This is a genomic window from Pseudomonas sp. R84 (assembly GCF_009834515.1).
Lineage (GTDB): Bacteria > Pseudomonadota > Gammaproteobacteria > Pseudomonadales > Pseudomonadaceae > Aquipseudomonas.
The window spans coordinates 35,914-60,438 of sequence record NZ_CP019426.1 but is presented as its reverse complement, the minus strand read 5'-3'; the positions used below and the strand labels follow the sequence as shown (position 1 = coordinate 60,438).

Here is a 24,525-nt window from a genome sequence, read left to right as displayed (position 1 = left end):
GGGAGCGAGCCTGCTCGCGAAAGCGGTGTGTCATTCACGTTGATGTGTCTGACACGACGCCTTCGCGAGCAGGCTCGCTCCCACAGGGATTGATGCCTGGCTTAAGGTTTCGGTGGGGCAAGTCTTTGGCCTTGATCTACGGCCCACGCGACGACTTTCGCGGTGAGGCGATCACTGGCCTGGCCAAACCCGGCGACCACCGCCGGCACCTGAACATCACTCAACGGCTGACGCTCTTCAAAGCGGCGACTGGCCAGAATCCGCTGGTCATAACCACGCACCAGCAACGCATCAACCCGCACCACGACGCTGGCCTGCGTGCCCTGATACTCGGTCTGAAACGCCTGCAAACTGCCGCCCAATTCCAGATCCGCAGCAAAGTTGCTGTCATCGGTACTGAGCAACGTCACCCGACCATCACTCTGAAACCCATCCAGCAGACGATTACGCACCAGCACCGGCGCCGGATCGCTCCAGCGCGAGCCCTTGTAGCTGCTGATCACATCGCCCTGCGGAATCACCGCAATCGTCGGCCGGTTCAACGCCTCACTGGCCTGCAGCTTGTTCAGCCGCAACGACCACTGCTGCGTTGCCGCCGAGCTGGCCGAGGCGGGCGCCTGTGCGGCCGGCAGGCGATAGACATCCGACGGCTCGGACTGGGGCAGAATCGAACAGGCGCTGATCAGCGTGAAGCCGGCGAGGAGGGCAAGTCGAGTCAGCTTCATGGTGTGAATTCCTTGTTCTTGTCACGGCCCAGCAGGTAGCCGCTGGGGTTGGCCTCAAGGCGTTGCGAGATGGCGCGCAACGAAGTCAGCGTCTCGCGCAGTTCGCGGATCGCAGGGGCCAGGCCATTGAGGCCCTGCATGCCGTTATCGAGGGAGTTTTCGTTTTTGCTGAGCAAAGTGCTGATGGTTGTTGTGCTTTGCTCTAGCGACTTCATCGCTTGCTCGGCGCTACCCAACGCTTGCTTGCCCTGATCGTTGATCAAGCCGTTGGCGTTGCGCATCAGTAACGAGGTCTGTTCGAGCATGCTGCCGGCCTGTTTACCGACGGTCGCCAGTTGCTGCATGGCTTGCTTGATGTCACCGCGCTGATCATTGATGGTGCCGGTAGTCTGCTCCAGATGGGCGAGGGTTTTGCTGACGCGCTCGACGTTCTCGGCAGAGAACATCTGATTGGCGTTCTGCAGCAGCGCAGTGATGCCGGTCATCAAATCGTTGGAGTCATTGAGCAAGCGCGAAATAGGCGAGGGCGACGCGACGATGGTCGGCAGATTACCGTCATGCCCACGCAGTTTCGGGCTTTCCGGGGTACCACCGCTGAGCTGGATGATCGACGTCCCCGTGATCCCGGCCAGCGCCAGCTTGGCCTGGGTGTCTTCCTTGACCGGCGTATCACCGGCCAGACGAATCCGCGCCAGCACCCGCCGTGGATCTTTTGGATCAAGGCGCAGGTTGATCACATCGCCGACCTTGATCCCGCTGTATTGCACAGGGCTGCCCTTGGACAAGCCACTGACCGCCTCGCTGAAGACAATCTCGTAATCCTTGAATTCGGTGTCGACGCTGGACTTGGCCAGGAACAGACCGAAGAGCAGGGCGCCTGCCACCACAATCACCGTGAACAGGCCGATCAACACATGATGGGCTCGGGTTTCCATGTCAGACCTCGTTGAGCAATTTGGCGGCGTCCAGCGCCGAGCGGCCGCGCGGGCCGTGGAAGTATTCGTGAATCCACGCGTCGTCGGTTTCCGAAACGACGTCGATGGGACCTGCGACCAGGACTTTTTTCTGCGCCAGCACCGCCACGCGGTCGGTGATGGTGTAGAGCGTGTCGAGGTCGTGGGTCACCAGAAATACGCTCAGACCCAACGCATCGCGCAGGGTCAGAATCAGTTGATCGAACTGCGCAGCGCCTATCGGATCAAGGCCGGCAGTCGGCTCGTCGAGAAACAGAATATCCGGATCCAGCGCCAAGGCCCGCGCCAGCGCAGCACGCTTGATCATGCCGCCGGACAGCGACGCCGGGTATTTGTCCGCCGCCGACAGCGGTAATCCGGCCAACGCCAGTTTCACTGCCGCCAGGTGCTCGGCATCGTTGCGGCTGAGGCCCGCATGTTCGATAAGGGGCAGGGCGACGTTCTCGGTGACCGTCAGCGAGGAGAACAGCGCGCCTTTCTGGAACAGCACACCGAAGCGTCGTTCGACCAGCGAGCGCTCATGCTCGGACAGGCTCGGCAGGTTCTTGCCGAACACTTTGACCATGCCTTCGCTGGGCCGGCGCAAACCGACGATGCTGCGCAGCAGCACCGATTTGCCGCTGCCGGAGCCACCGACCACGGCAAGAATCTCGCCTTTGTACAAATCCAGATCGAGGTTCTCGTGCACGCTTTGGCTGCCGAAGCGATTGCACAGGCCACGGACTTCGATCACCGCCTCCGAGGGCGCGCGGGGTAGACGAATCACCAGCCCATCTCCATGAAGAACAGCGCGGCCACCGCATCGAGCACGATCACCACGAAAATCGATTGCACCACAGCGGAGGTGGTATGGGCGCCGACCGACTCGGCACTGCCGCTGACCTTGAAGCCTTCCAGGCAACCAATCGCGGCAATGATGAAGGCAAAGATCGGCGCTTTGACCAAGCCAACCAGAAAGTGCTGCACGCCGATGTCCGACTGCAACAGCGTCAGGAACATCGCCGGCGAGATATCCAGCGACACCGCACACACCACGCCGCCACCGATGATCCCGCAGAGCATGGCGAGAAAGGTCAGCATCGGCAGCGCCACCAGCATCGCCAGCACGCGCGGCACCACCAGCAGCTCCATCGGGTCGAGGCCAAGGGTGCGGATTGCGTCGATTTCTTCGTTGGCCTTCATCGAGCCGATCTGCGCGGTGAACGCGCTGGCGGTGCGCCCGGCCATCAGGATCGCCGTGAGCAGCACGCCGAATTCGCGCAGGAACGAGAAGCCCACCAGATCCACGGTAAAAATCGTCGCGCCAAAACTGGCCAGCACCGTCGCCCCGAGAAACGCCACCACCGCACCGACCAGAAAGGTCAGCAACGCCACAATCGGCGCGGCGTCGAGGCCGGTCTGCTCGATGTGCGCAATCATTGGGGTGATGCGCCAGCGCTTGGGCCGGAACAGGTTGCGAGCGATGGTTTCCATGATCAGGCCGACGAACCCGAGCAGTTGCAGGGTGTCTTGCCAGACCGTGTCGACCGCGCGACCAATGCGCGTCAGCAGCTGCACGCTGACGCTGATTTCCGCTTCCTTGATCGGCACGCAGAAATCGGTCATCGAGCAGTACACGGTTTGCAGCAGCGCGCGGTCGGCGGAGGTCAGGGTGCAATCGGGGTGTTCGGCGGATTTGCCCAGGCGCTCGGAGCCGAGCAGTTCGACCAGCAACGAAGCGCCAGCGGTGTCGAGGGCGCCGAGGCTGTTGAGGTCGATCGGGGTGTTGGCATCGTACTGGCCGTGGAGCTTTTCGCTCAGTTGCTTGAGCTCGGCGTAATGGGCAAGCGTCCAGTCCCCCGTGACCCGCAGGCGGGCAGGGGTTATCGACGTGTCCAGTTGGGCATTACCGCTGATCGAGCTGCTGGTCATAAGCTCCGTGCTTGTTCGGCCTTTATGCGAACTAACGTAATAGCACGAACCGGATTACTTTTCTTTGATCACTGTGCTGTCCGTGACTTCGAAGCGCAGCACGCCGATCACCTGGCCATCCTCGGTCAGCACCCGCACCTGCCACTTGCCCGCCGGGTTGCCGGGGAAGTTCTGCTTGTGCGTCCACGCCCGGTAGCCTTCCTTGCGCCCGCCGTGGATATCGAGGGCGATGCGGTCGACCTCTTTGCCGTTGAATTGCCAGACGTGATAAATCCGCTCATCCAGCCCGCGCGGCGCGTTGATTGCGGTGTAGGCATACAGGCCATCGCCGCGAATCTGCTCGGCGCTGACCGTGTCGAGGCTGGCACCGGGGGTGCGGTCCTGCATTTGCGTGCTGATCGCCACGTCGGTCATCCACAGCGTCGCCGGCGGCACCCACGAACGCAGCGCCCAACCGACGCCGCCAATACCAACGGTAATGCACAGGATCGCCAAGGCATTGCGCAGCGTGCGGATCGGGAAGATCGACGCCAGACTCGGGAACGACAACAGCACGGCAATGCCCAGCGCCCACTTGAAGCTCTGCGCGGTGGTCAGGTGCATGATCACCGGCAACGCAGTGAGCAGGGCGGCGAACAGGGTCAGGGTGTGCAGCGCGAGAAACGCCCAGCGCCGTGGCGCCAGCCATTTGTAATAGAGCGGATCAACGATCGAGATCAGTGCCGCCACGCTGAGCAGGCCGGTGAAAAACAACTGGCCACTGTTCCAGGTCGTGGTGATGAAGAAAAACGGCAGGACGAAAAACAGGCTTTCCTGATGGATCATCTGCGTCGCGTAACGCAGCAGCGGCTGGGGGATCTCGCGTTTGAAGATGCGAGTGAAGAGGCCGGTAAGGGTGTTCTCCAGCATCAGCCAGATCCAGCTGAGCAGCATGATCACGGTGACCCAGCTCGCCAGACCCTGCTGACGATCGACCATGATGAAACTGCCGACCCCGGAGATGAACCCGCCAAGCGCAATGACCCCGGGATAGCGCTTCATCAGTTCGAGAATGCGCTGGATCAGGAGCTGTATTTTTGGCATTTGGGCGGTTCACGACTGGATAGGAAAAAACCTCGACAGAGTAGCGCCCGCCGGGCGCTGTGGCGAGGCTGCCGGTCACTTAAAACCAACGCATTCCCTTGTAGGAGTGAGCCTGCTCGCGATAGCGGTGTATCAGCCGAAGAAATGGTGACTGAAGGACCGCTATCGCGAGCAGGCTCACTCCTACAGGATTAGTGCTCGGCCGGCCGGCGGCGGTGATGCAAACGCCAACCGATCAGGACCAGCAACACCAGACCCAAGCCACCCGCACTCAACCACAACACCTGATCATCACTGATCAACGGCTTCTCGATCCGCAGATACCCCGGCTGCAACAGCAACTCACGCATGGCCTTGTTCGCCGCTTCCAGCGTCACGCCTTGAAGCTCGCGCGCCGGGTTGGCAAAGCGGCCGTCCTGATAATCGCCGAGGGCGCTCCAGTAGTAATCCGCCAGCGCGCTGTTGCCCTGCACCGCCCAGGTCTGATGGGCGATGGAAGCCTGTTTGATCCGCGCAAAGGTGTCCGGATCGAGGCCGTTTTTCAGCAGGTCGGCCTTGAGGTCTTCCAGCACCTGAATGGCTTCGTCGACGTCATCACGATCCAGATCGGCGTTCAGACTCATGAAGCCCACACCGCCAAATACCTCACGCTCAGCCCATGGCCCGTAAGACAAGCCGTGGTTGAGGCGGATCTGTCGGTACAACGCCCAGTCGAGGTAATCCTTGAGAATGTCGAAGGTCTGGTCGTACTGATCATCGAGCATCGGTTCCGGCACCAGCCAGTGCAACTTGGCGCTGTCGCCGATAAAGCCACGGGTGAGGGTGCGTTCATGGGCGGCGCTGGTGCTGATGTCCGGCAGTGCACGGTGCTCGCTCGGCTCAACCGCTTCGAGCGCGCCCCAGGTGCGCTCCAGATAGGCCGGCAGCAGTTTGTCGAGTTCGCCGACGACAATCAGGGTCATATTGTTCGGCGCATACCAGGCCTTGCGCACCTTCTCCAATTGCTCCTGAGTCAGGTGACCGACCTCGGCGCGCTGCGGGCATTTCAGGCCCAGTTCGACGGCGAGCTGATTGCTCGCGGTGTGGCCGAGATCCTGACGATCGAGAAAGCGTTGCAGGCGCGTGTAATGGCCACCGTCCTCACGCTCGACCACGCGTTTGGCGGCGTTGATCGCATTGTCGTCAATGCGCGTTTGCGTGAGCAGAGCGAGCAGCAGGTCGAGGACCTTGCGCTGATTCTTCGCCGGTGCTTCGATGACGAACGTGGTATCGGCGTTGCTGGTAAAGGCATTCCAGTCACCGCCCAGTGCTTGCATGCGCTCCTCCAGACCGCCTTCGCCAGTGGCGTCGATGCCGCTGAACAACAGGTGTTCGAGCAGGTGCGGCAGCTCTTTTTCAGCGCAATCGAAATCATCGAGGCCAACGCCAACCACCAAGCGAATCGCCACATGCCCGCGTTCGGTGCCGGGTTTGAGCATCAGCTGCAAACCGTTGGGCAGCGCATAGCCTTCGACCTGAAAACGATCCAGGGCAAAGGCGGGCAGGGAACCGAGCAACAGACAGGCGAACAACAGGCAACGCATAACAGGCTTCCGTACGGCTGATTTGGAGATCCGTGTCGCTATTCAGGCCGCCATTCGCGAGCAGGCTCGCTCCCACAAGGGAATATATTTCAAATGTGGGAGCGAGCCTGCTCGCGAAGGTCTTAAGGCTGAATCAATGTAACTGACTAAACCCAGCCCCAGTCGTTCAAGGCGAATGCGTAATGTCGGCAATATCATCCGCCGCCAGCGCTCCGGTGTCCGCCGTTTCCAGCACCACATACGCACTGCCGCAAAACAGCGAATTCAGGCGTTTCATGTCGGCAATCAACTCCAGATGCAGCGAGCTGGTCTCGATACTCTGGACGATCTTGCGTTGCAAACGGCTGACATGCGCATGGGCCAGACGGCGCTCCTGTGCGCGAAAGCGGCGTTTCTCGCGCAGCAACTGCCGGGCGCTTTCACGATCGCCACTGAGGAATACCGACAGGCCCAGACGCAAGTTAGAAATCAGTTGCTGCTGCAATCCGGCCAGATCCTCCAGACCTTCCTCGGAAAACGAACGGCGCTGCGAGGTCTTCTGCTGCTGGATCTTGCGCAGCATGCGTTCGATCAGGTCGGCAGCCAATTTGAGGTTGATCGCCAGCTCAATGATCTCGGCCCAGCGTCGACTGTCCTGCTCGCCGAGGTCTTCGCGGGGCATCTGCGCCAGATACAGCTTGATTGCGCTGTACAAGGATTCGATGTCATCGGTCAGCCGACGTATTTCCTGCGTGACAGCGGTCTGCTTGCCGCGCAGTACATCAAGAGTGGCGTCGAGCATGTTCTCCAGCAGATCGCCCATGCGCAGGGTTTCCCGCGCGGCGTTGGCCAGCGCCAGGCTCGGTGTGACCAGTGCAGTCGCGTCGAGGTGACGCGGTTTGGCAGTGCCGTTGACCTCCGGCCGTTCCGGCAGTAGCCACGCGCAGAGGCGCGCCATCGGGCCGACGCTTGGCAGCAGAATCAGGCAGCGCGCGGTGTTGTAGAGCAAGTGGAAGCCGATGACCATTTCCTGCGGGCTGAAGTCGAGGCTGTCGATCCAGTGCACCAGCGGGTCGAGCACCGGGATGATCAACAGCAGGCCGATCAGTTTGTACAACAGACTGCCCAGCGCCACTTGACGGCCAGCGGCGTTCTGCATGCTGGTGCTCATGAACGCCAGCACGCCGCTGCCGATGTTGGCGCCGATCACCAGACCAATTGCCACCGGCAAACTGATGACCGCAGCACCGGCCAGCGTCGCGGTGAGCAGCACGGCGGCGAGGCTGGAGTAGGAAATCATCGCGAATAATGCGCCGACCAAGGCGTCGAGGAGGATGTCGCCAGTCAACGAGGCGAAAATCACCTTCACGCCTTGAGCGTGGGTGATCGGCGCGGCGGCTTCGACGATCAATTGCAGCGCGAGAATGATCAGCCCGAGCCCGATGGACACCCGGCCCATCTGTCCGAGCCGCGTCTGTTTAAGCGACAGAAAGAAAATCACCCCGAGAAAAATCAGCAGCGGCGACAGCCATGACAGGTCAAACGTCAGCACCCGCGCCATCAGCGCGGTACCGACGTCGGCGCCGAGCATGGTCGCCAGCGCCGGGGTCAGCGCCATCAGTCCTTGGCCGACAAATGAAGTGACGAGCATCGCGGTGGCGTTGCTGCTTTGCACCATCGCGGTCACGACGATGCCGGCGACAAAGGCGAGCCAGCGCTTGGACATGTTTTGGCCAATCACATGGCGCAGGTTGGTGCCGTACACCCGCAGGATGCCGGTTCGGACGATGTGCGTGCCCCAGATCAACAGGGCCACGGCGGAAAGCAGATTGAGCAGGGTGAGCATACAAACCCCCTGTAGTAGCAGCGCCCCAGAGGGGCAAGTTGACGGTACCGCGCGGTTTCTACGTTTTTGATACTTAAGCTGTAGTTGGCTAACGGTCTGGGCGCCAGCATTGCACAGCTAAAGTGTCGATTGAAACAAAAGTGCCATGAAAGGCGCTTCATCCACCCACCTGAATCCGACACGGTTCCCGTGTGTTGCCGAAAACAAATGTGGGAGCGAGCCTGCTCGCGAAAGCGGTGGATCAGCCAACATTTCTGTCGACTGACACTCCGTCTTCGCGAGCAGGCTCGCTCCCACAGGGGTACTGCGTATTGCCAGACTACCGGGTTACTGGCCCGGGATGTCCTTGCGCAGTTTCACCGGGTCTTGCTGCTGTTTTTTCTTGGCCATCGCGCCGCGCAGCTTGATGTTGATCGCTTCCACCGCCAGCGAGAACGCCATGGCGAAGTAGACGTAGCCCTTCGGCACATGCACGTCGAACGACTCGGCGATCAGCACGGTACCGACCACCAGCAGGAACGACAGCGCCAGCATCTTCAGCGACGGGTGCTTGTCGATGAACTCGCTGATCTTGCCCGAGGCCAGCATCATCACCAGCACGGCCACAACGATCGCCGCAACCATCACCGGCACGTGGGAAACCATGCCCACGGCAGTGATCACCGAATCCAGCGAGAAGACGATGTCGATGATCGCGATCTGGATGATGGTGTAGAGGAAGTTGCCGCCCTTGCCGCCGGGGGTGTCGTCGCTTTCGTCTTCGCCTTCCAGTGCGTGGTACATCTCTTGCGAGCTCTTCCACAGCAGGAACAGACCACCGAAGAACAGGATCAGGTCGCGGCCGGAAATGCCTTGGCCGAACACTTCGAACAGGTCGGCGGTGAGACGCATGACCCAGGTGATCGACAGCAGCAACAGGATGCGCGTGATCATGGCCAGGCCAAGACCGAAGATCCGGGTGCGCTGCTGCATGTGCTTGGGCATGCGGCTGACCAGGATCGAAATCATGATGATGTTATCGATGCCGAGGACGATTTCCAGGGCGGTCAGGGTGAAGAAGGCAACCCAGATTTCGGGGTTGGTCAGCCATTCCATGTGTATTCCTTTGAGCGATTGTTAAACCGAAAAAGGTCCGGGCTTCAAACCGCGAAGCCAGGACCCGAAACGGTGAGTCTTGGGCTTATAGAGTGCTGAACACCGGGAAAGTCCCCAACAGCAGTGCAGCAATCAGGATGCAGATACATACCAGGATCGCCCATTTCAGGGTGAAACGCTGGTGGTCACCGAAATCAATGCCGGCCAGGGCCACCAACAGATAGGTCGATGGCACCAACGGGCTCAGCAAGTGGACGGGCTGACCGACGATCGAGGCACGGGCCATTTCGACTGCGGTGATCCCGTAGTGGCTGGCGGCTTCGGCCAACACCGGCAACACGCCATAGTAGAACGCATCGTTGGACATGAAGAAGGTGAACGGCATGCTCACCAGCGCCGTGATCACGGCCAGATACGGGCCGAGGAAATCCGGAATCACTGCCAACAGGCTCTTCGACATCGCATCGACCATGCCGGTGCCGGACAGGATACCGGTGAAGATACCCGCCGCAAAGATCAGCCCGACCACTGCCAGCACGCTACCGGCGTGAGCCGCGACGCGATCCTTCTGCATCTGCAGGCAAGGGTAGTTGACGATCATGGCAATACTGAACGCCACCATGAACAACACCGGCAATGGCAGCAGGCCGGCGATCAGCGTGCACATCAGGCCGAAGGTCAGGGCGCCGTTGAACCAGATCAGTTTCGGACGGCGGGCATCCGGGAACTGCGACACGCTGATTTCGCTGTGATCGACATCATCGCCAACCAGATGCAGCTCACCGAGACGTGCACGCTCACGCTTACCGTAAAAGTAGGCGATGACCAGGATCGCCAGAACACCAGCCGCCATCGCCGGAATCATCGGCACGAAGATGTCCGACGGGTCGACATGCAGAGCACTGGCGGCACGGGCAGTCGGGCCGCCCCACGGGGTCATGTTCATCACGCCACCGGCGAGGATGATCAGACCGGCCATGATCCGCGGGCTCATGCCGATGCGGCTGTACAGCGGCAGCATGGCGGCCACGCAGATCATGTAAGTGGTCGCGCCGTCACCATCGAGGGAAACGACGAGCGCCAGTACGGCGGTGCCGACCGAAACCTTCAGCGGGTCGCCCTTGACCAGTTTGAGGATCTTGCGCACGGCCGGGTCAAACAGGCCAGAGTCGATCATCAGGGCGAAATAGAGAATGGCGAACATCAGCATCACGCCGGTCGGCGCAAGCTTGGTGATGCCTTCGAGCATCATCGGACCGATCTTCGGTGCAAAACCGCCGAACAGGGCGAAGACGATCGGGATGATGATCAGAGCGATCAGCGCGGACAGGCGCTTGGTCATGATCAGGAACATGAACGTGATGACCATGGCGAAGCCAAGGAAAGTCAGCATGGGAATACTCCAGGCGTAGCGCGGCTAGTTAAATGAGCAGATCGGACGGGATCAGCGCAGAACGGGAAGCACGAGACGTACGGGCGGAGTTGAAGCGAGGAGGCGGGTTACAGAGGACATCAGAATCACCATTGTTGTTGTTAATTGGGCCGTTCGTGCGAGGTATCACACGCATTGGCCAACCGGTCTGTTGCCGGAAGTGGAGGCGATGCTAATCGGGGAAGCTTTCAGCTACCTTTCGTTGAAGAAAGCTTTGGGTGAACGGTCAACCGGCCGTCGGATGCGAACCAGAGTCAATAAACACGGGAAGGGGAGCTTCGAAATGAGCGAATTGCACAGCGGCGGCTGCCATTGCGGACACATTCGTTATCAGTTCAGCGGGGCGTTGCAGGATATCGCCCATTGCCATTGTTCGATTTGCCGCAAGGTCAGTGGCGGGATTGTCACGACCTGGATCACCGTGCCGGTGGCGAATTTCCAGTGGCTGGCCGCCGCGCCATCGCGATATGACTCGTCGGGTAGTTGCGCGCGGTTCTTCTGCCCGAACTGCGGTGCGCAACTGGCGCTGGTGACGCGGCTTAGCCCCGATAGCATCGACGTGACCATCGCTACCCTTGATCAGCCGCAACTGGCGCCGGCCGAGCGGCATATCTGGACTGACAGCCAATTGCCCTGGCTGCATCTGGACGAGCATCTGCCAGGCGAAGCCGAAGAAACGCTGTAGGTTTACAAGAGCCTGATCAAAAAATAGACAGATCCAGCGTTCGGATCGCGCCCATCCAGATCGCGTGCTCAGTATGATCGAGCAAGTCATCGCCAGTGTCCGGGTGCAAAAACACCACCAGGCCTTTGCGATTGAGCGCCAGCCACGGCAGCACATCGCCGATCAGCTCAGGGCCGAAGGCCAATTGGCAACTCCAGTCCGGATGCGGCCCGACCGGGCGTTCGTGGACGCGGCCCATTTTCAGCGCAAATAATTGCGCGGCCTGCTCGCACAAGGCCCGCGCCTGCTCGATGGTCCTGGCGTCGAAATAGACATGGGCGTGATAACCCTTGATCGCTTGCATCTGAAAGCCTCTGAATCGGTTCGAACCCTCGGCGTTGCTCGTATGTCACACGCCATACAAGGGATAAGAAAAGGGATCAGCCATGAAAAATGCCGAAACCCCGGCGGTAAAAGTGGTGCTCTATGGTGCCATGAGTAGCCTGGGCAGCGCGTTGATGGCTGAGTTGCTGCGCCGTCAGCACGAAGTCATTGCCATCCTCGACGATTTGACCGCACTGGCACCGCGTCCGGGTTTGCGCACCAAAACCGGCGATTTGTTCGACTCGGAGCGGATCAATCAGAGCGTGGCCGGTAGTTCGGCGGTCATCTGTTTACTGGATGCGCCGGGGTTGCCGTTCAGTAGCGATCAGGTTGAACGGGCCGTCGTGCTCGGGCCGGTCGAGCAGGTGCTGGCCGTCGATGCGCTGGTCGATGGGCTGCAAGCGGCCAATGTGTCGCGGCTGTTTCTGGTGGGCGATTTTGCCGTTCTTGATGAACCGGATGTCGATGATCGCCTGCAACGCCATGCCGCCGAGGAAATTCGCGAAGCCGTGCAAAGCAGTCCGCTGCACTGGACGCTGGTGAATGCGCCACATGGCGTCGCGGGCCTGACGATTGAGCATTTCAGTCAGGTCGGCGGCAATCTGGAACCGGGTCTGGCCGAACCGCTGGAGCGTTTGAATCGCGTGGCGGTGGGGATTGCTGATGAGCTGCGGTTGAATCTGCATGTGGGCCAGCATGTGAATTTCGTGGCGGCTTCAGATTCGTAAAAGATCGCAGCCTGCGGCAGCTCCTACATGAGATCGGTGTAGGAGCTGCCGCAGGCTGCGATCTTTTGATCCTCAAACCGCAATCGAAGGCAGCGCCAGCCCACTCAAGGACTCCGCGCTGCTCGCCTGTTCCGCCATCAGCCAATCGACAAACTGCTGAATCAACGCACCCCGGCGTTTGCGTTGCGGCAGCACCACGTAATAACCGAGGCGCGACAGGGTCGTTTCGGCGATGGGACGGCACAGCAAACCCTGACTCAGCAAGTTATCCACAAGGTGGCGCCAACCAATCGCCACGCCTTGGCCGCCAATCGCCGCTTGAATCAACAGCGTGTAATTGTCGAAGCGCAATTGCCCCGGCGCCGGCGGTGTATTGATACCGAGTTCACGGAACAGACCACTCCAGTCAAACCAGTTGCTGCTGTTTTGCCCGCGCAGGTGCAACAACGGAAACTCCAGTAACGCCTGAGCCGGCAGGGGCTGGGCGCGATCCTTGAGCAACTGCGGACTGCACACCGGGAACACTTCTTCGCTGAACAGCCAATGGCTTTCGCCCTGTTTAAAGCGTCCATCGCCAAACAGGATCGCCACGTCGATATCGGTGCGCAGCATGTTGTGGTTGCGTTCACTGGTCACCAGGCTGACGTCGACCTGCGGATTGGCCTCGTGAAAACGATGTAGCCGCGGCATCAACCAATAAGCGGCGAAGGCAAAATCGGTGGCAACTTGCAGGACCTCGTGTTGCTGTTGTGAGCTGATCGCGCTCAATCCTGCGTCGATGTTCTGCAAACCAAGGGTAACTTGCTCGAACAGGATCGCACCGACTTCGGTCAGCTCGATCCCTCGGTAAATCCGATCAAACAGCCGTGTGCCGAGCTGTTCTTCCAGCCGTTTGATCTGCTGACTGATTGCTGGTTGCGTAGTGCCAAGCTCAACCGCCGCGGCGGTAAAGCTGCGCTGGCGAGCGGCCGCCTCAAAGGCGCGCAGCAGGTCGAGGGACAGATCACCCAAGGCGTCATACATAAGCTGTGCTTATCCTAGTCATTGTCGGGCGCGGGCTTTACCAGACAAAGCATGAACTCCATGCTCGATCGCAGCAATGTCGCATAAATATTCACTATGGAATGCCGCGATCACATGAAGCGCAAGAATATTCTTTTCATCATGGCCGATCAGATGGCCGCGCCAATGTTGCCGTTCTACGGCCCTTCGCCGATCAAACTGCCGAATCTTTCCCGCCTCGCCGCTCAAGGCGTGGTATTCGACGCCGCATACTGCAACAGCCCGTTGTGCGCGCCGTCTCGCTTCACCTTGGTCAGCGGCCAATTGCCGAGCAAGATTGGCGCCTATGACAACGCTGCCGATTTCCCCGCCGATGTGCCGACTTACGCCCATTACCTGCGCCGTCTCGGCTACCGCACCGCGCTGTCGGGCAAGATGCATTTCTGTGGCCCCGATCAGTTGCACGGCTACGAAGAACGCCTGACTAGCGACATCTACCCGGCCGACTATGGCTGGGCGGTGAACTGGGACGAGCCGGATGTGCGGCCGAGCTGGTATCACAACATGTCTTCGGTGCTGCAGGCCGGACCGTGCGTACGCACCAATCAGCTGGATTTCGATGAAGAGGTGGTGTTCAAGGCGCAGCAATACTTGTTCGATCACATTCGCGAAGATGGCGATCAGCCGTTCTGCCTGACCGTGTCGATGACTCACCCACACGACCCGTACACAATTCCCAAGGCTTTTTGGGATTTGTACGACGATGGCGAAATCCCGCTTCCGACAACGCCGGATCAACACGAACTCGATCCGCACTCGCAGCGTCTGCTCAAGGTCTACGACCTGTGGGATAAGCCATTGCCTGTGGATAAAATTCGTGATGCACGCCGGGCGTACTTCGGTGCGTGCAGCTATATCGACGCCAACGTCGGCAAACTTCTGCAAACGCTGGAAGAAACCGGGTTAATCGATGACACCATCATTGTCTTCTCAGGCGACCATGGCGACATGTTGGGCGAGAAAGGCCTCTGGTACAAAATGCACTGGTACGAAATGGCAGCCCGTGTGCCCCTGTTGATAAGTGCGCCGGGGCAGTTCGAATCGGGCCGCGTCAGCGCTGCCGTGTCGACCGCCGACCTGCTGCCGACATTCGTTGAACTGGCCGGCGGCACGCTGGAATCGGGCTTGCCGCTGGACGGCCGCTCACTGGTTTCACACCTGCAAGGGCAGGGCGGTCATGACGAAGTGTTTGGCGAATACATGGCCGAAGGCACCATCAGCCCGTTGATGATGATCCGTCGCGGTGCCTACAAATTTATCTACAGTGAAAGCGACCCTTGCTTACTCTTCGACGTAGACAACGATCCGCGTGAGATGGAAGAACTCAGCCAATCGCCGCAGCATCGCCAGCTGTTCGATGATTTTATCGCCGAAGCGCGGGCCAAATGGGACATTCCGGCGATTCACCGTGAGGTCCTCGCCAGCCAACGCCGTCGCCGATTTGTTGCCGAGGCGCTGACCATCGGCAAGCTGAAGAGCTGGGATCACCAGCCGCTGGTGGACGCCAGTCAGCAGTACATGCGCAACCACATCGACCTCGATGATCTGGAACGCAAAGCACGTTATCCACAACCCTGCCAAAACCAATAATGTTAAGGGGAAGTCCATGCGTAAGTTATCCACAGTAGTGATGGTTGGCCTGCTCGCGCTGAGCAGCGCATCGGCCTTCGCCGAGCAAAGCTGCGACACGGTGAAAATGGCCGACCCGGGCTGGAGCGATATTGCCGCGACCAATGCGATCACCGGGTTTCTGCTGGACGGCATGGGCTACAAGGCCAAGGTCGACACACTCGCGGTGCCGATTACCTTTGGCGGTTTGAAGGACGGCCAGGTGGACGTGTTCCTCGGCAACTGGATGCCGGCGCAGCAGGGCTTCTATGACAAGTTCGTCGCCACCGGCGATGTCACGCAACTGGCGAAGAATCTCGACGGCACCGAATTCACCCTCGCCGTGCCGGATTACGTGTGGGATGCGGGTGTGCATAACTTTGCCGACCTGAACAAATACGCGGACAAGTTCGAGCGCAAGATCTACGGCATCGGCTCCGGCGCGCCGGCGAATATCTCGTTGCAGGAAATCATCAAGAAAAACGACTTCGACATGGGCCAGTGGAAGCTGATCGAATCCAGCGAACAGGCGATGCTGGCTGAAGTGTCGCGGGCCGTGAAGAAACAGAAATTCGTCACCTTCCTCGGCTGGACCCCGCACCCGATGAACGTGCAGTTGAAGATGCATTACCTGAAGGGTGGCGAGAAGTATTTTGGCGATACCGGCAGCGTGTTTACGTTGACGCGCAAAGGCTATGCCGAGGCGTGTCCGAATGTGGGTAAATTGCTGAGCAATCTGTCGTTCACCCAGGAGATGGAGAACAGCATCATGGCTGAGGTGGTGAACAAGAAGGTCACTAATGCCGAGGCGGCGAAGGCGTGGATCAAGGCGAATCCGGCGGTGCTGGATAAGTGGCTGGACGGGGTGAAGACGGTTGACGGGAAGGATGCGTTGGCGGCGGTGAAGGCGAAGCTTTGATCGTGGGGTTGCTGGAATTGTTTACGGCTTGAGATTTATTCCCCCTCACCCCAGCCCTCTCCCCCAAAGGGGGCGAGGGGGAAAGGGAGCCGATCGTTGTTTGATTCGAGACCTGAGTTCGACGCTGATTCCTCAGGTCGATGTAGCCAGTCCAAACACCTCGGTCAGTCCCCTCTCCCTCTGGGAGAGGGCTAGGGTGAGGGGCCTTTCCCCAGGCACCCTGATAACCTTGAACAAAACCCCAACCGCGAGGACCCATGGCCTTCCCCAGCCGCCACTCTCTCTTGCCCTTCCTCACCTGGCTACCGCGGCAAACCCGCGCCAGCGTCGGACGGGATCTGATCGTCGGCCTCAGCGGTGCGATTCTCGCGTTACCCCAGTCGATTGCCTACGCGTTGATCGCAGGTCTGCCACCCGAGTACGGCCTCTATGCGGCGATCATCCCGGTGCTGATCGCCTGCCTGTGGGGTTCGTCGTGGCATCTGATCTGCGGCCCGACGGCGGCGATTTCCATTGTGCTGTTTGCCAGTGTCAGTCCTTTAGCGATTCCGGCGTCGCAGGACTACATCACGCTTATCCTGCTGCTGACCTTCCTCGCCGGGATTTTCCAGTGGCTGCTCGGTTTACTGCGTTTCGGCGCGCTGGTGAACTTCGTCTCGCACTCGGTGGTGCTGGGGTTCACCCTCGGTGCCGCAGTGGTGATCGCCATCGGGCAATTGCCGAACCTGTTGGGACTGGAGTTGCCGGCCAAGGCCACAGCGCTGGCGAGTTTGATGGATCTGCTGCAACACCTCAGGGCTGTGGATAAACCTTCGTTGGTACTCGGTGTGGCAACGGTAGTCGTCGGTGTGGTGTTGAAACAATTGCTGCCACGCTGGCCGACGCTGTTGATAACCCTCGCATTGGCCAGTCTGCTGGTGTGGCTGTGGCCGGCGATGTTCGGCCATGTGCATCTGGTCAGCGCGTTCGTCGGACGGCTGCCGCCATTCAGTGCGTTGCCGCTGGATCTGGATTTGATCTTGCGCCTGCTGCCGAGCGCCGTCGCAGTGGGCATGCTCGGGTTGGTCACCAGCCTGTCGATTGCCCGCTCGATTTCGGCACGCTCGCAGCAATTGCTCGATGCCAATCAGGAAGTCCGCGCGCAGGGCTTGTCGAATATCGTCGGGGCGTTCTTTTCCGGATCATTGTCGGCGGGCTCGTTTACCCGTTCGGGCCTCAGTTACGAGGCGGGCGCATGCTCGCCGCTGGCCGGGGTGTTTTCAGCGATTTGGGTGGCATTGTTTGCGATTTTTGGCGCGGGGCTGATTGCGCACATTCCGATTCCGGTGATGGCGGGCAGCATTCTTTTGATTGCCTGGGGGTTGGTCGATCATCGCGGGATTCGCGCCTTGCTGCGGGTCAGTCGCGCCGAGTTCGTGGTCATGGCCCTGACGTGTCTGGCAACGTTGCTGCTGGAATTACAGACAGCAATCTACGCGGGCGTGCTGGCATCACTGTTCTTCTACCTCAAGCGCACTTCGCAACCGCGTGTGCAGCATTGGCGCGACGGTGAGGACGATGTGTTGCGCGTCGGCGGGTCGATCTTTTTCGGCGCCAGTCATTACCTGCAAGTGCGTCTGCAACGGATGCATGGCGCGCGGGTGGTGATCGAGGCGCAGCAGATCAACTTCATCGACTATTCGGGGGTGGAGATGCTGCATCAGGAGGCGCGGCGGTTGTTGAGCCAGGATCGCAGCCTGACCCTGCGCCGGGCGCGGCCGCAGGTGGTGGAGGAGTTGCGGAAGCTGGAAGGACCGGAGAAATGCCCGATCCGGTTTGAGGATTGATTGGCAATAGAGGTAATCCTTGTGGGGGCGAGCCTGCTCGCGAAGACTGCGGCACAGCCAACATTGATGTGTCAGACAGACCGCTTTCGCGAGCAGGCCCGCTCCCACATGGGTATCTATTGGGCCAACTGGCGGCGTAGTTCGGCCAGCACGGGCGCCGTATCCGGGCGCACACCGCGCCACAAAAAGAACGCCTCAGCCGCCTGTTCAGCGAGCATGCCCAAGCCATCCATCACCACCGCCGCACCCTGTTCGCTGGCCCAGCGGCAGAACGCCGTCGGTTCCTTGCCGTACATCATGTCGTAGCACAGGGTTTTACCCGGCTCGATCAGGCTCGGCGCAATCGGCGGTACATCGCCGGTCAGGCTCGCCGACGTGGCATTGATGATCACGTCCACCGGCTCGCGCAGCCAGTCGAAACCACTGGCCGACACCGGCCCCAGGTCGCAGAACAGCTCCGCCAGCAACTCAGCCTTGTCCACCGTACGATTGGCGATGACTACCGATGCGGGTTTCTCCGCCAGCAAAGGCTCCAGCACCCCGCGCACAGCGCCACCCGCCCCCAACAACAGGATGCGCTTGCCAGTCAGGCTGAATCCGGCGTTCACCGTCAGATCGCGCACCAGCCCGGCGCCGTCGGTGTTGTCACCGAGCAGCGAGCCGTCAGCCAGTTTGCTCAGGGTGTTCACCGCGCCGGCCCGTTGCGCACGAGCAGTCAGGCTGTTGGCCAAACGGTAAGCGTCCTCCTTGAACGGCACGGTGACGTTGGCGCCGCGACCTTCCTGGAAAAACGCCGTGGCGCAGCCAGCGAAATCTTCAAGCGGCGCCAGCAAGGCGCTGTAGTCGAGGCGCTGACCGGTCTGCTCGGCGAACAGTTTGTGAATCATCGGCGATTTGCTGTGACCGATCGGGTTACCGAAAACGACGTAACGATCCATCAGAAATCCTCAGGCCTCGGCCAGCCAGTCGCGATCTTGCAGGAAGTACTCGGTCAGGCGCGCTTCTTCGCTGCCAGGCGCAGCCTTCCAGTCGTAACCCCAGCGCACTTGCGGCGGCAGCGACATCAGGATCGACTCGGTACGCCCGCCCGATTGCAGGCCGAACAACGTGCCACGGTCGTATACCAGGTTGAACTCGACGTAGCGGCCACGGCGGAATTCCTGGAACTCACGTTGTTGAGCGGTGAACGCGGCGTTTTTGCGGCGCTGCACGATCGGCAGATAAGCGTCGATGAAAGCATCGCCGATGGCGCGCATGAAGGCGAAGCTGGTGTCGAAGTCCCACTCGTTCAGGTCATCGAAGAACAGACCGCCGATGCCGCGCGGTTCGTGGCGATGCTTGATGTGGAAATAGGTGTCGCACCAGGCCTTGTAACGCGAATATACGTCCGGCCCGAAAGGCGCACACGCCTGTTCGGCAACGCGGTGCCAGTGGATGCAGTCTTCTTCGTTGCCGTAATACGGGGTCAGGTCAAATCCGCCGCCGAACCACCAGACCGGCTCTTCACCTTCTTTCTCGGCGATGAAGAAACGCACATTGGCGTGGGACGTCGGCACGTGCGGGTTGTGCGGATGAATCACCAACGACACGCCGAGGGCTTCAAAACCACGGCCGGCCAGTTCCGGGCGGTGGGCGCTGGCTGACGGTGGCAGACCGCTGCCAAAGACGTGGGAAAAGTTGACGCCGCCCTTTTCGATCAGCGTGCCGTTCTCGATCACGCGGGTGCGACCGCCACCGCCGGCAGGCCGGGTCCAGGCGTCTTCGACGAAGCGCGTGCCGCCGTCCTCGGTTTCCAGAGCCGCGCAGATGCGGTCTTGCAGGTCGAGCAGATAGGCCTTTACGGCGTCGGTGCGGGTCGTCATGGCTTCACCTTGAATCGGGCGGCGCCCCGCAGGCGGGCGACGCAAATGGGCGCGTAGCATACCACCGCACAACGGCGCGCCGCAGTTGACGAAGATCAAGCATGAGAGTTGGATAGGGGGCTTACGAAAGACCCAAGGAGAGCAGGCAGATGGCAAAGCGTATCCAGTTCCGCGCCCACGGCGGCCCCGAAGTGCTCGAGTATGTTGACTACGAACCCGCCGCGCCCGGCCCGAATCAGGTGCGCGTGGCCAACAAGGCGATCGGCCTGAACTTCATCGACACCTATTACCGTAGCGGGCTGTATGCGCCACCCGCCTTGCCATCCGGCCTGGGAGCTGAGGGTGCAGGCATCGTCGATGCAGTGGGCAGCGACGTCACCCGCTTCAAGGTCGGCGATCGCGTTGCGTATGGCAGCGGCCCATTGGGGGCTTACAGCGAATTGCATGTGCTGCCCCAGGACAATCTGGTGCATCTGCCCGACGAAATCAGTTTCGAAACGGCTGCCGGGGTCATGCTCAAGGGCCTGACCGTACAATATCTGCTGCGCCAGACCTACGAACTCAAGGGTGGCGAAACCATTCTGTTCCACGCGGCGGCCGGTGGCGTCGGGTCGCTGGCCTGTCAGTGGGCCAAGGCCTTGGGCGTGAAGCTGATCGGCACCGTCAGCTCCAAAGAAAAAGCCGAACTGGCCAAGGTCAATGGCGCTTGGGCGACCATTGATTACAGTCACGAAAACGTCGCCCAGCGTGTGCTGGAGTTGACCGACGGTAAAAAAGTCCCGGTGGTCTATGACGGCGTTGGCAAGGACACTTGGCTGACCTCGCTCGACAGCGTATCGCCGCGCGGTCTGGTCGTGAGCTTCGGCAATGCTTCCGGTGCGGTGGACGGGGTCAATCTGGGCATTCTGGCCGCCAAAGGCTCGCTATACGTGACCCGGCCGACGCTGGCAACTTATGCCAACAATGCCGAGAATCTGCAGCGGATGGCCGATGAATTGTTCGAAATGATCATCAGCGGCAAATTGAAAGTGGACGTCAGCCAGCGGTATTCATTGGCCGACGCAGCGAAGGCGCAAACCGAGCTGTCGGCGCGGCGCACTACCGGCTCCACCGTTCTGCAACCCTGAAACGCAGCCATCAAACGAAGCACCCGGGCGAGCCTCACGAGGCTGGCCCGGGACGTCACCTCTCGACAAAGAACGGCGTCTTGCCTGCCAGGGTGGTTGCGAAATCACCACGGGGCAGACGCTGTACCTGCATGCCCAACACACCGGGCAATCTGAGCAATGCGCTCGCTTGCGCCTCGTTGTGCAAAGCCTGTTCGATGACACGTTCAGCAGCGGCGGGTAATCGGTCCTCCGCGATAAGCAGCCGCAGCTGCGCACCGTCGGCCTGTCGATCAATCTGCACCTGCACATCCGAAGCGTGCAGTTCGGGCAACGCTTCTGCGAGCACGCTCAGGACCTGTCGCTGAGTGATGATCGCTCCGCCCAGCTTGATCGAAGTTTCGATTCGACCCTGCAGTTCCAGTATTGGCAAAGCGCTGCCACAGGCACAGCCGGATTGCCTGGGCAAAACTCGCCCACGATCACCAATGCGGTACCGCAACAAAGGCACCTGATCGGGCAGCAAAGGGGTCAGCAGAAACTCGCCGGGTTCACCGTCCACCACCGCTTGCAGGCTTAAAGGATCGACCACTTCAAGCAGCATGGCATCTGCATGCAGATGGTAGAAACCATGCTCAAGGTGCGCGCACTGGAAACCGATCGGGCCGGTCTCCGTCGAGCTATAACCCAACGATCGTATGTTCAGGGCTGGCCAGTCTCGTGCCAGTTGCTCGCGTAGCGGCTGACGGCAAGGTTCACCGATGTAGTAGAGCCATCTCAAACTGCGCAGCTGCACTCCATCGACATCGGCATGATTGAACAGCGCCTCGGCGAACGAGGGCGTGCAGATCAAAGCGTCGGCCGCTTGTGAATGAATCAACCCGGCTATGCGCTGCATGCCCATCAGCGCGCCTGCAGGCAGCAGACGCGCGCTAATGTGCTGGACGATGGCCGCCGCGTATTGAAAGGCTCCCTGCATTTCACCAGGCGTCAGGCAATTGATGACGACTCGTGGCAGGTCATCGGTCGCAGCAAATACTCGCGCGCCCAAGGGCACGATGCTTTCGTTGAATGCCCAGGAATGGGTGATGTGCTTGCAATTGCCGGTGCTGCCACCTGAAGTCAGGGTCAGCCCACCGCCCGGTGCGCGATGTGACGCATCGCTGAGGTGAGTAAACAGCAACCCGCCCTGATCGTCCTCCACGGCGAGGATCGGTAGCCGATGCAGATCCTCTGCGGTCTGTACGTGTTGAATCTGCGGACACAAGGTGCAGAACCATGGCAGAGACCGCGCATCGTCCAATTTACGCGCGAAGGCCTCTGCAGCTGCAGCCTGAATGGTCTTTGCACAGCTCCGTTGCATCAGGTCACTGCACATGATGCGGCTCTCCCTGACGAATGCCCAACTCAGCGAATCCTTCGTTGACGGCACTCGCCAGATGCTTCAACTGAACCTCGCTGTGATTGGCGCTGATGGCCAGTCGCAGGATTGCTTCACCTTTGGCCACCACCGGAAACAAGGCCGTGGTGACCGCGATGGCGTGCCGACGCAGGTGCAACGCCAGGCTGATGGCGTCTCTTTCGGCTCCGACCCGGACGAAACGTATCGGTGAAGCAATCTGATGGTTGCCCAGAACCGGCCCGAGCAGACCATCGATAACTTCAACATTTTTCCATAATGAAGCCTGCAACTCCCGCAAACCTGCAGATAGATGAATCTTTGTCGAGGCGACTGCCGCACCGACTCCGCCCATGGACAGTGGGCCCCCGAACGTATAAGTCGACGCATGACGCCGAATCAGCTCGGCATCGACCGACGTCAGCACCGTAATTGCACCGCCGGTTGCGCCGAAGGCTTTGGACAATGACGACAACAGGATCAAACGATCGCGCAACGGCTCAGCGGCGACATCAAGCGCATAACCGCCCCCGTTCAGGCCATGGATCGAAGTGCCGTGAGCGTCATCCGCATACAGATAACCCTCAAAGCGCTCAGCCAGTTGCAGCAGCCTGTTAACGGGATAAAGCCCGCGCATCGAGCCGATGCTGTCAGTCAGGATAATGGGGGTATTGCCGGCAGCGACAGCGGTGGAGCAGGCATCTTCGACTTGCTGAAGATCACTGCAATCGCAGCGCTGGACAGGGCCGAACTGCCACAGAATGCCTTGCAGTACCTGCATTGAAGCATGGGCCGCGCGGTCAACGATCCAGCCCGGGCCACGGCGCAGGGGGTACGACGGCAGCTCACCGGAGCCCAGCAGCGGCAGACAACCCAGATGGGCGCTGCCCACCGAGTTGAATGTCACCGTATGCCCCTGGAAAATGCGGTTCAACTGCCCATCGAGTTCGCGCATCGGCGGTAGCAGCGCTCGGGTGCGGGCGGCAGCAAACTGCACACCGAAAGACTCGACGGCTTGCACTGCGCCTTGAACCAGACGGGGATCGCTCTCGAGTCCCAGATAGGAGCACGAGAGAAATTCGGTTAACTGCTCGCCACTGCTCAACTCTATGACCTTGCCATCGCGCGCCACAAGGTTCAGGCCATTGAGCCCGGCGTCGAACAATTGCTGTTGATCGTCACGCGCCTGACGGACACGGTTCTTGACCCAATTGACGGTCGGATGAGGTGTGTTCATCGAGATACCTGCACAGATGATGTCTGGCGATAGACCTGTACTCGCCAGAGTTGAGTTTTTTCTCGTGCGATCGCCTCCTGAAACTTCGCGGTAACGTCGCAGAAGCCTGTGCTATCGGGCCTGACCACATGCAAATGGCCACGAATAACCGTCAGCGCATCCTCGCCCAGGGCGGGCCGGAGCCGCTGCAGGACATCCATGCCAACCTCCGCCGGCAGGAATGAAGGCACGTCGGAAAACGAGACGAAGTCGACATCCCTGCATCTCGAAGCACAGTCGAAGATATCGCCCTGCACCACAGTCAACCGGCATTGCTGCTGCGCCTTGCGTGCCAGTTGAAAAACCTGTGGATTGCACTCCAGCGGAAAGCCCTGCGGATATCGCAGTTCACCGAAAAACAGCATTTGCAGGAAAAAGCTTTCGCGCACGACCTGGGTGGTAAACAAGGTATGGAAGATATCCAGATACACCTCGCGGGAACTGATACCCAGGTTGTTGCGGGGAAACGCCCCTTTGTACAACAGCGAATTGAGCACCGCTGCGTTGCCCAACAAGGCGATCACAGCCTTCCAGCGCTTGAGGGGAAACCGGCTTTGGTAATAAGCCGATTGCTCTCCCAGATCACGAAACTGGAAAATCGCCCGCCCCGCCTTGCCGGTGAACAAACCATTGATCTTCGCCAACCGCTGCAGGGTCTGCTCGAAGGCCCCTTGGTAAATCGGTGCCTGCCAATGACGGGAATGAAACAGGTCCGCCAGCCAGCGGCGATCAAGCGGAGGCAGATCCAGAAGGCGAAAGATGGATTTGCGCCGTGCCACCGACGTTTCCGGCCAGTAGCCCATGAAATCCATGAACGACTGGCGATCGGTCTGCTCAAGCAAAGCTAAACGCAAGCGGGTGAAGGCCAGTTGCGGCGCACTGATATCAGCGCAAGTCATGCGGGCAGGGTGACGGGCCAGCAACGGCAGAAGCCGCCCGCCGCAGCCGGCTACACCCAACACATGCCTGGATTGCTCGGGCAAAATCGTGTACTCGAGTGCGGTGTCTTCATCCCCCAACGCGTAGTTCAACCGCTCGAAGTAGTCAGCCATCTCGACCTCCG

Annotated in this window: 22 protein-coding genes; 6 read left to right on the top strand and 16 right to left on the bottom strand. The window is 60.2% G+C overall.

Annotation, left to right across the window (positions count from 1 at the left end):
• Positions 1–101: 101 nt before the first annotated feature.
• From PspR84_RS00285 to PspR84_RS00245, 9 genes are all read right to left on the bottom strand, one after another.
• Positions 102–725, bottom strand: a complete 624-nt coding sequence (locus tag PspR84_RS00285) for an ABC-type transport auxiliary lipoprotein family protein (protein WP_160054487.1) — start codon at positions 723–725, stop codon at positions 102–104.
• Positions 722–1,660: an MlaD family protein gene (locus PspR84_RS00280; protein WP_016986431.1), complete on the bottom strand. Its 939-nt coding sequence runs from the start codon at positions 1,658–1,660 to the stop codon at positions 722–724. Before PspR84_RS00280 ends, PspR84_RS00285 begins: the two co-directional genes overlap by 4 nt.
• Before the next feature lies 1 nt (position 1,661).
• Positions 1,662–2,465: an ABC transporter ATP-binding protein gene (locus PspR84_RS00275; RefSeq protein WP_160054485.1), complete on the bottom strand. Its 804-nt coding sequence runs from the start codon at positions 2,463–2,465 to the stop codon at positions 1,662–1,664.
• Positions 2,462–3,610: an ABC transporter permease gene (locus PspR84_RS00270; protein ID WP_160054483.1), complete on the bottom strand. Its 1,149-nt coding sequence runs from the start codon at positions 3,608–3,610 to the stop codon at positions 2,462–2,464. The genes PspR84_RS00275 and PspR84_RS00270 overlap by 4 nt, the downstream gene beginning before the upstream one ends.
• Positions 3,611–3,664: 54 nt before the next feature.
• Entirely contained in the window at positions 3,665–4,693 is a 1,029-nt protein-coding gene (locus PspR84_RS00265) for a DUF5924 family protein (protein WP_160054481.1), read from the bottom strand.
• 191 nt (positions 4,694–4,884) lie between these two features.
• Entirely contained in the window at positions 4,885–6,276 is a 1,392-nt protein-coding gene (locus tag PspR84_RS00260) for an insulinase family protein (protein WP_160054479.1), read from the bottom strand.
• 166 nt (positions 6,277–6,442) lie between these two features.
• On the bottom strand, positions 6,443–8,101 hold the full coding sequence (locus PspR84_RS00255; protein WP_160054477.1) for a Na/Pi cotransporter family protein: 1,659 nt from the start codon (positions 8,099–8,101) through the stop codon (positions 6,443–6,445).
• Positions 8,102–8,428: 327 nt separating this feature from the next.
• Positions 8,429–9,196: a TerC family protein gene (locus tag PspR84_RS00250; protein ID WP_034152222.1), complete on the bottom strand. Its 768-nt coding sequence runs from the start codon at positions 9,194–9,196 to the stop codon at positions 8,429–8,431.
• Positions 9,197–9,281: 85 nt separating this feature from the next.
• A complete protein-coding gene (locus tag PspR84_RS00245) occupies positions 9,282–10,589 on the bottom strand; it encodes a CitMHS family transporter (protein ID WP_095119664.1) in 1,308 nt (435 codons plus the stop codon).
• Positions 10,590–10,911: 322 nt separating this feature from the next.
• On the opposite strand from PspR84_RS00245, the gene PspR84_RS00240 reads away from it, so the two are divergent.
• Positions 10,912–11,313, top strand: coding sequence for a GFA family protein (locus PspR84_RS00240; protein ID WP_160054475.1), 402 nt, complete (start codon positions 10,912–10,914; stop codon positions 11,311–11,313).
• A gap of 16 nt (positions 11,314–11,329) precedes the next feature.
• On the opposite strand, the gene PspR84_RS00235 is transcribed toward PspR84_RS00240, so the two are convergent.
• Entirely contained in the window at positions 11,330–11,656 is a 327-nt protein-coding gene (locus tag PspR84_RS00235; RefSeq protein ID WP_160054473.1) for a DOPA 4,5-dioxygenase family protein, read from the bottom strand.
• 82 nt (positions 11,657–11,738) lie between these two features.
• Here PspR84_RS00235 and PspR84_RS00230 point away from each other — a divergent pair, with 82 nt between their 5' ends.
• Positions 11,739–12,404 (top strand): NAD(P)H-binding protein, encoded by a 666-nt coding sequence (locus PspR84_RS00230; protein WP_077575182.1) that lies wholly within the window; start codon positions 11,739–11,741, stop codon positions 12,402–12,404.
• Between the two features lie 72 nt (positions 12,405–12,476).
• Here PspR84_RS00230 and PspR84_RS00225 read toward each other — a convergent pair whose 3' ends face one another.
• On the bottom strand, positions 12,477–13,427 hold the full coding sequence (locus PspR84_RS00225; RefSeq protein ID WP_160054471.1) for a LysR family transcriptional regulator: 951 nt from the start codon (positions 13,425–13,427) through the stop codon (positions 12,477–12,479).
• A 114-nt stretch (positions 13,428–13,541) separates the two neighbouring features.
• On the opposite strand from PspR84_RS00225, the gene betC reads away from it, so the two are divergent.
• The 3 genes from betC (at position 13,542) to PspR84_RS00210 (ending at position 17,819) form a co-directional block, all read left to right on the top strand.
• Positions 13,542–15,056: a choline-sulfatase gene (betC, locus tag PspR84_RS00220; protein ID WP_160054469.1), complete on the top strand. Its 1,515-nt coding sequence runs from the start codon at positions 13,542–13,544 to the stop codon at positions 15,054–15,056.
• A 16-nt stretch (positions 15,057–15,072) separates the two neighbouring features.
• Entirely contained in the window at positions 15,073–15,993 is a 921-nt protein-coding gene (gene choX / locus PspR84_RS00215; protein WP_160054467.1) for a choline ABC transporter substrate-binding protein, read from the top strand.
• A gap of 257 nt (positions 15,994–16,250) precedes the next feature.
• The gene (locus tag PspR84_RS00210) at positions 16,251–17,819 is read left to right on the top strand and encodes a SulP family inorganic anion transporter (protein WP_160054465.1); all 1,569 of its coding nucleotides are present in this window, start codon (positions 16,251–16,253) and stop codon (positions 17,817–17,819) included.
• A gap of 116 nt (positions 17,820–17,935) precedes the next feature.
• Here PspR84_RS00210 and aroE read toward each other — a convergent pair whose 3' ends face one another.
• Complete coding sequence (aroE, locus tag PspR84_RS00205; protein WP_160054463.1) at positions 17,936–18,757, bottom strand: shikimate dehydrogenase; 822 nt, start codon at positions 18,755–18,757, stop codon at positions 17,936–17,938.
• A 9-nt stretch (positions 18,758–18,766) separates the two neighbouring features.
• The gene (hemF, locus tag PspR84_RS00200) at positions 18,767–19,681 is read right to left on the bottom strand and encodes an oxygen-dependent coproporphyrinogen oxidase (protein ID WP_160054461.1); all 915 of its coding nucleotides are present in this window, start codon (positions 19,679–19,681) and stop codon (positions 18,767–18,769) included.
• Positions 19,682–19,830: 149 nt separating this feature from the next.
• Between hemF and PspR84_RS00195 the strand changes: the two genes are divergently transcribed.
• A complete protein-coding gene (locus PspR84_RS00195; protein WP_160054459.1) occupies positions 19,831–20,808 on the top strand; it encodes an NADPH:quinone reductase in 978 nt (325 codons plus the stop codon).
• A 55-nt stretch (positions 20,809–20,863) separates the two neighbouring features.
• Here PspR84_RS00195 and PspR84_RS00190 read toward each other — a convergent pair whose 3' ends face one another.
• Genes PspR84_RS00190 through PspR84_RS00180 form a run of 3 tightly spaced genes read right to left on the bottom strand, consistent with a single transcriptional unit; the run spans position 20,864 to position 24,514 of the window.
• A complete protein-coding gene (locus PspR84_RS00190) occupies positions 20,864–22,150 on the bottom strand; it encodes an AMP-binding protein (protein ID WP_238785188.1) in 1,287 nt (428 codons plus the stop codon).
• A 4-nt stretch (positions 22,151–22,154) separates the two neighbouring features.
• Entirely contained in the window at positions 22,155–23,423 is a 1,269-nt protein-coding gene (locus tag PspR84_RS00185) for an aminotransferase class I/II-fold pyridoxal phosphate-dependent enzyme (protein WP_160054457.1), read from the bottom strand.
• Positions 23,420–24,514, bottom strand: coding sequence for a DUF3419 family protein (locus PspR84_RS00180; protein ID WP_160054455.1), 1,095 nt, complete (start codon positions 24,512–24,514; stop codon positions 23,420–23,422). The genes PspR84_RS00185 and PspR84_RS00180 overlap by 4 nt, the downstream gene beginning before the upstream one ends.
• Positions 24,515–24,525: the final 11 nt, after the last annotated feature.

Coding starts and splice junctions, on each gene's coding strand:
- PspR84_RS00285 (WP_160054487.1), bottom strand. CDS start 725: ATGAAGCTGACTCGACTTGCCCTCCTCGCCGGCTTCACGCTGATCAGC.
- PspR84_RS00280 (WP_016986431.1), bottom strand. CDS start 1,660: ATGGAAACCCGAGCCCATCATGTGTTGATCGGCCTGTTCACGGTGATT.
- PspR84_RS00270 (WP_160054483.1), bottom strand. CDS start 3,610: ATGACCAGCAGCTCGATCAGCGGTAATGCCCAACTGGACACGTCGATA.
- PspR84_RS00265 (WP_160054481.1), bottom strand. CDS start 4,693: ATGCCAAAAATACAGCTCCTGATCCAGCGCATTCTCGAACTGATGAAG.
- PspR84_RS00260 (WP_160054479.1), bottom strand. CDS start 6,276: ATGCGTTGCCTGTTGTTCGCCTGTCTGTTGCTCGGTTCCCTGCCCGCC.
- PspR84_RS00255 (WP_160054477.1), bottom strand. CDS start 8,101: ATGCTCACCCTGCTCAATCTGCTTTCCGCCGTGGCCCTGTTGATCTGG.
- PspR84_RS00250 (WP_034152222.1), bottom strand. CDS start 9,196: ATGGAATGGCTGACCAACCCCGAAATCTGGGTTGCCTTCTTCACCCTG.
- PspR84_RS00245 (WP_095119664.1), bottom strand. CDS start 10,589: ATGCTGACTTTCCTTGGCTTCGCCATGGTCATCACGTTCATGTTCCTG.
- PspR84_RS00240 (WP_160054475.1), top strand. CDS start 10,912: ATGAGCGAATTGCACAGCGGCGGCTGCCATTGCGGACACATTCGTTAT.
- PspR84_RS00235 (WP_160054473.1), bottom strand. CDS start 11,656: ATGCAAGCGATCAAGGGTTATCACGCCCATGTCTATTTCGACGCCAGG.
- PspR84_RS00230 (WP_077575182.1), top strand. CDS start 11,739: ATGAAAAATGCCGAAACCCCGGCGGTAAAAGTGGTGCTCTATGGTGCC.
- PspR84_RS00225 (WP_160054471.1), bottom strand. CDS start 13,427: ATGTATGACGCCTTGGGTGATCTGTCCCTCGACCTGCTGCGCGCCTTT.
- betC (WP_160054469.1), top strand. CDS start 13,542: ATGAAGCGCAAGAATATTCTTTTCATCATGGCCGATCAGATGGCCGCG.
- choX (WP_160054467.1), top strand. CDS start 15,073: ATGCGTAAGTTATCCACAGTAGTGATGGTTGGCCTGCTCGCGCTGAGC.
- PspR84_RS00210 (WP_160054465.1), top strand. CDS start 16,251: ATGGCCTTCCCCAGCCGCCACTCTCTCTTGCCCTTCCTCACCTGGCTA.
- aroE (WP_160054463.1), bottom strand. CDS start 18,757: ATGGATCGTTACGTCGTTTTCGGTAACCCGATCGGTCACAGCAAATCG.
- hemF (WP_160054461.1), bottom strand. CDS start 19,681: ATGACGACCCGCACCGACGCCGTAAAGGCCTATCTGCTCGACCTGCAA.
- PspR84_RS00195 (WP_160054459.1), top strand. CDS start 19,831: ATGGCAAAGCGTATCCAGTTCCGCGCCCACGGCGGCCCCGAAGTGCTC.
- PspR84_RS00190 (WP_238785188.1), bottom strand. CDS start 22,150: ATGCAACGGAGCTGTGCAAAGACCATTCAGGCTGCAGCTGCAGAGGCC.
- PspR84_RS00185 (WP_160054457.1), bottom strand. CDS start 23,423: ATGAACACACCTCATCCGACCGTCAATTGGGTCAAGAACCGTGTCCGT.
- PspR84_RS00180 (WP_160054455.1), bottom strand. CDS start 24,514: ATGGCTGACTACTTCGAGCGGTTGAACTACGCGTTGGGGGATGAAGAC.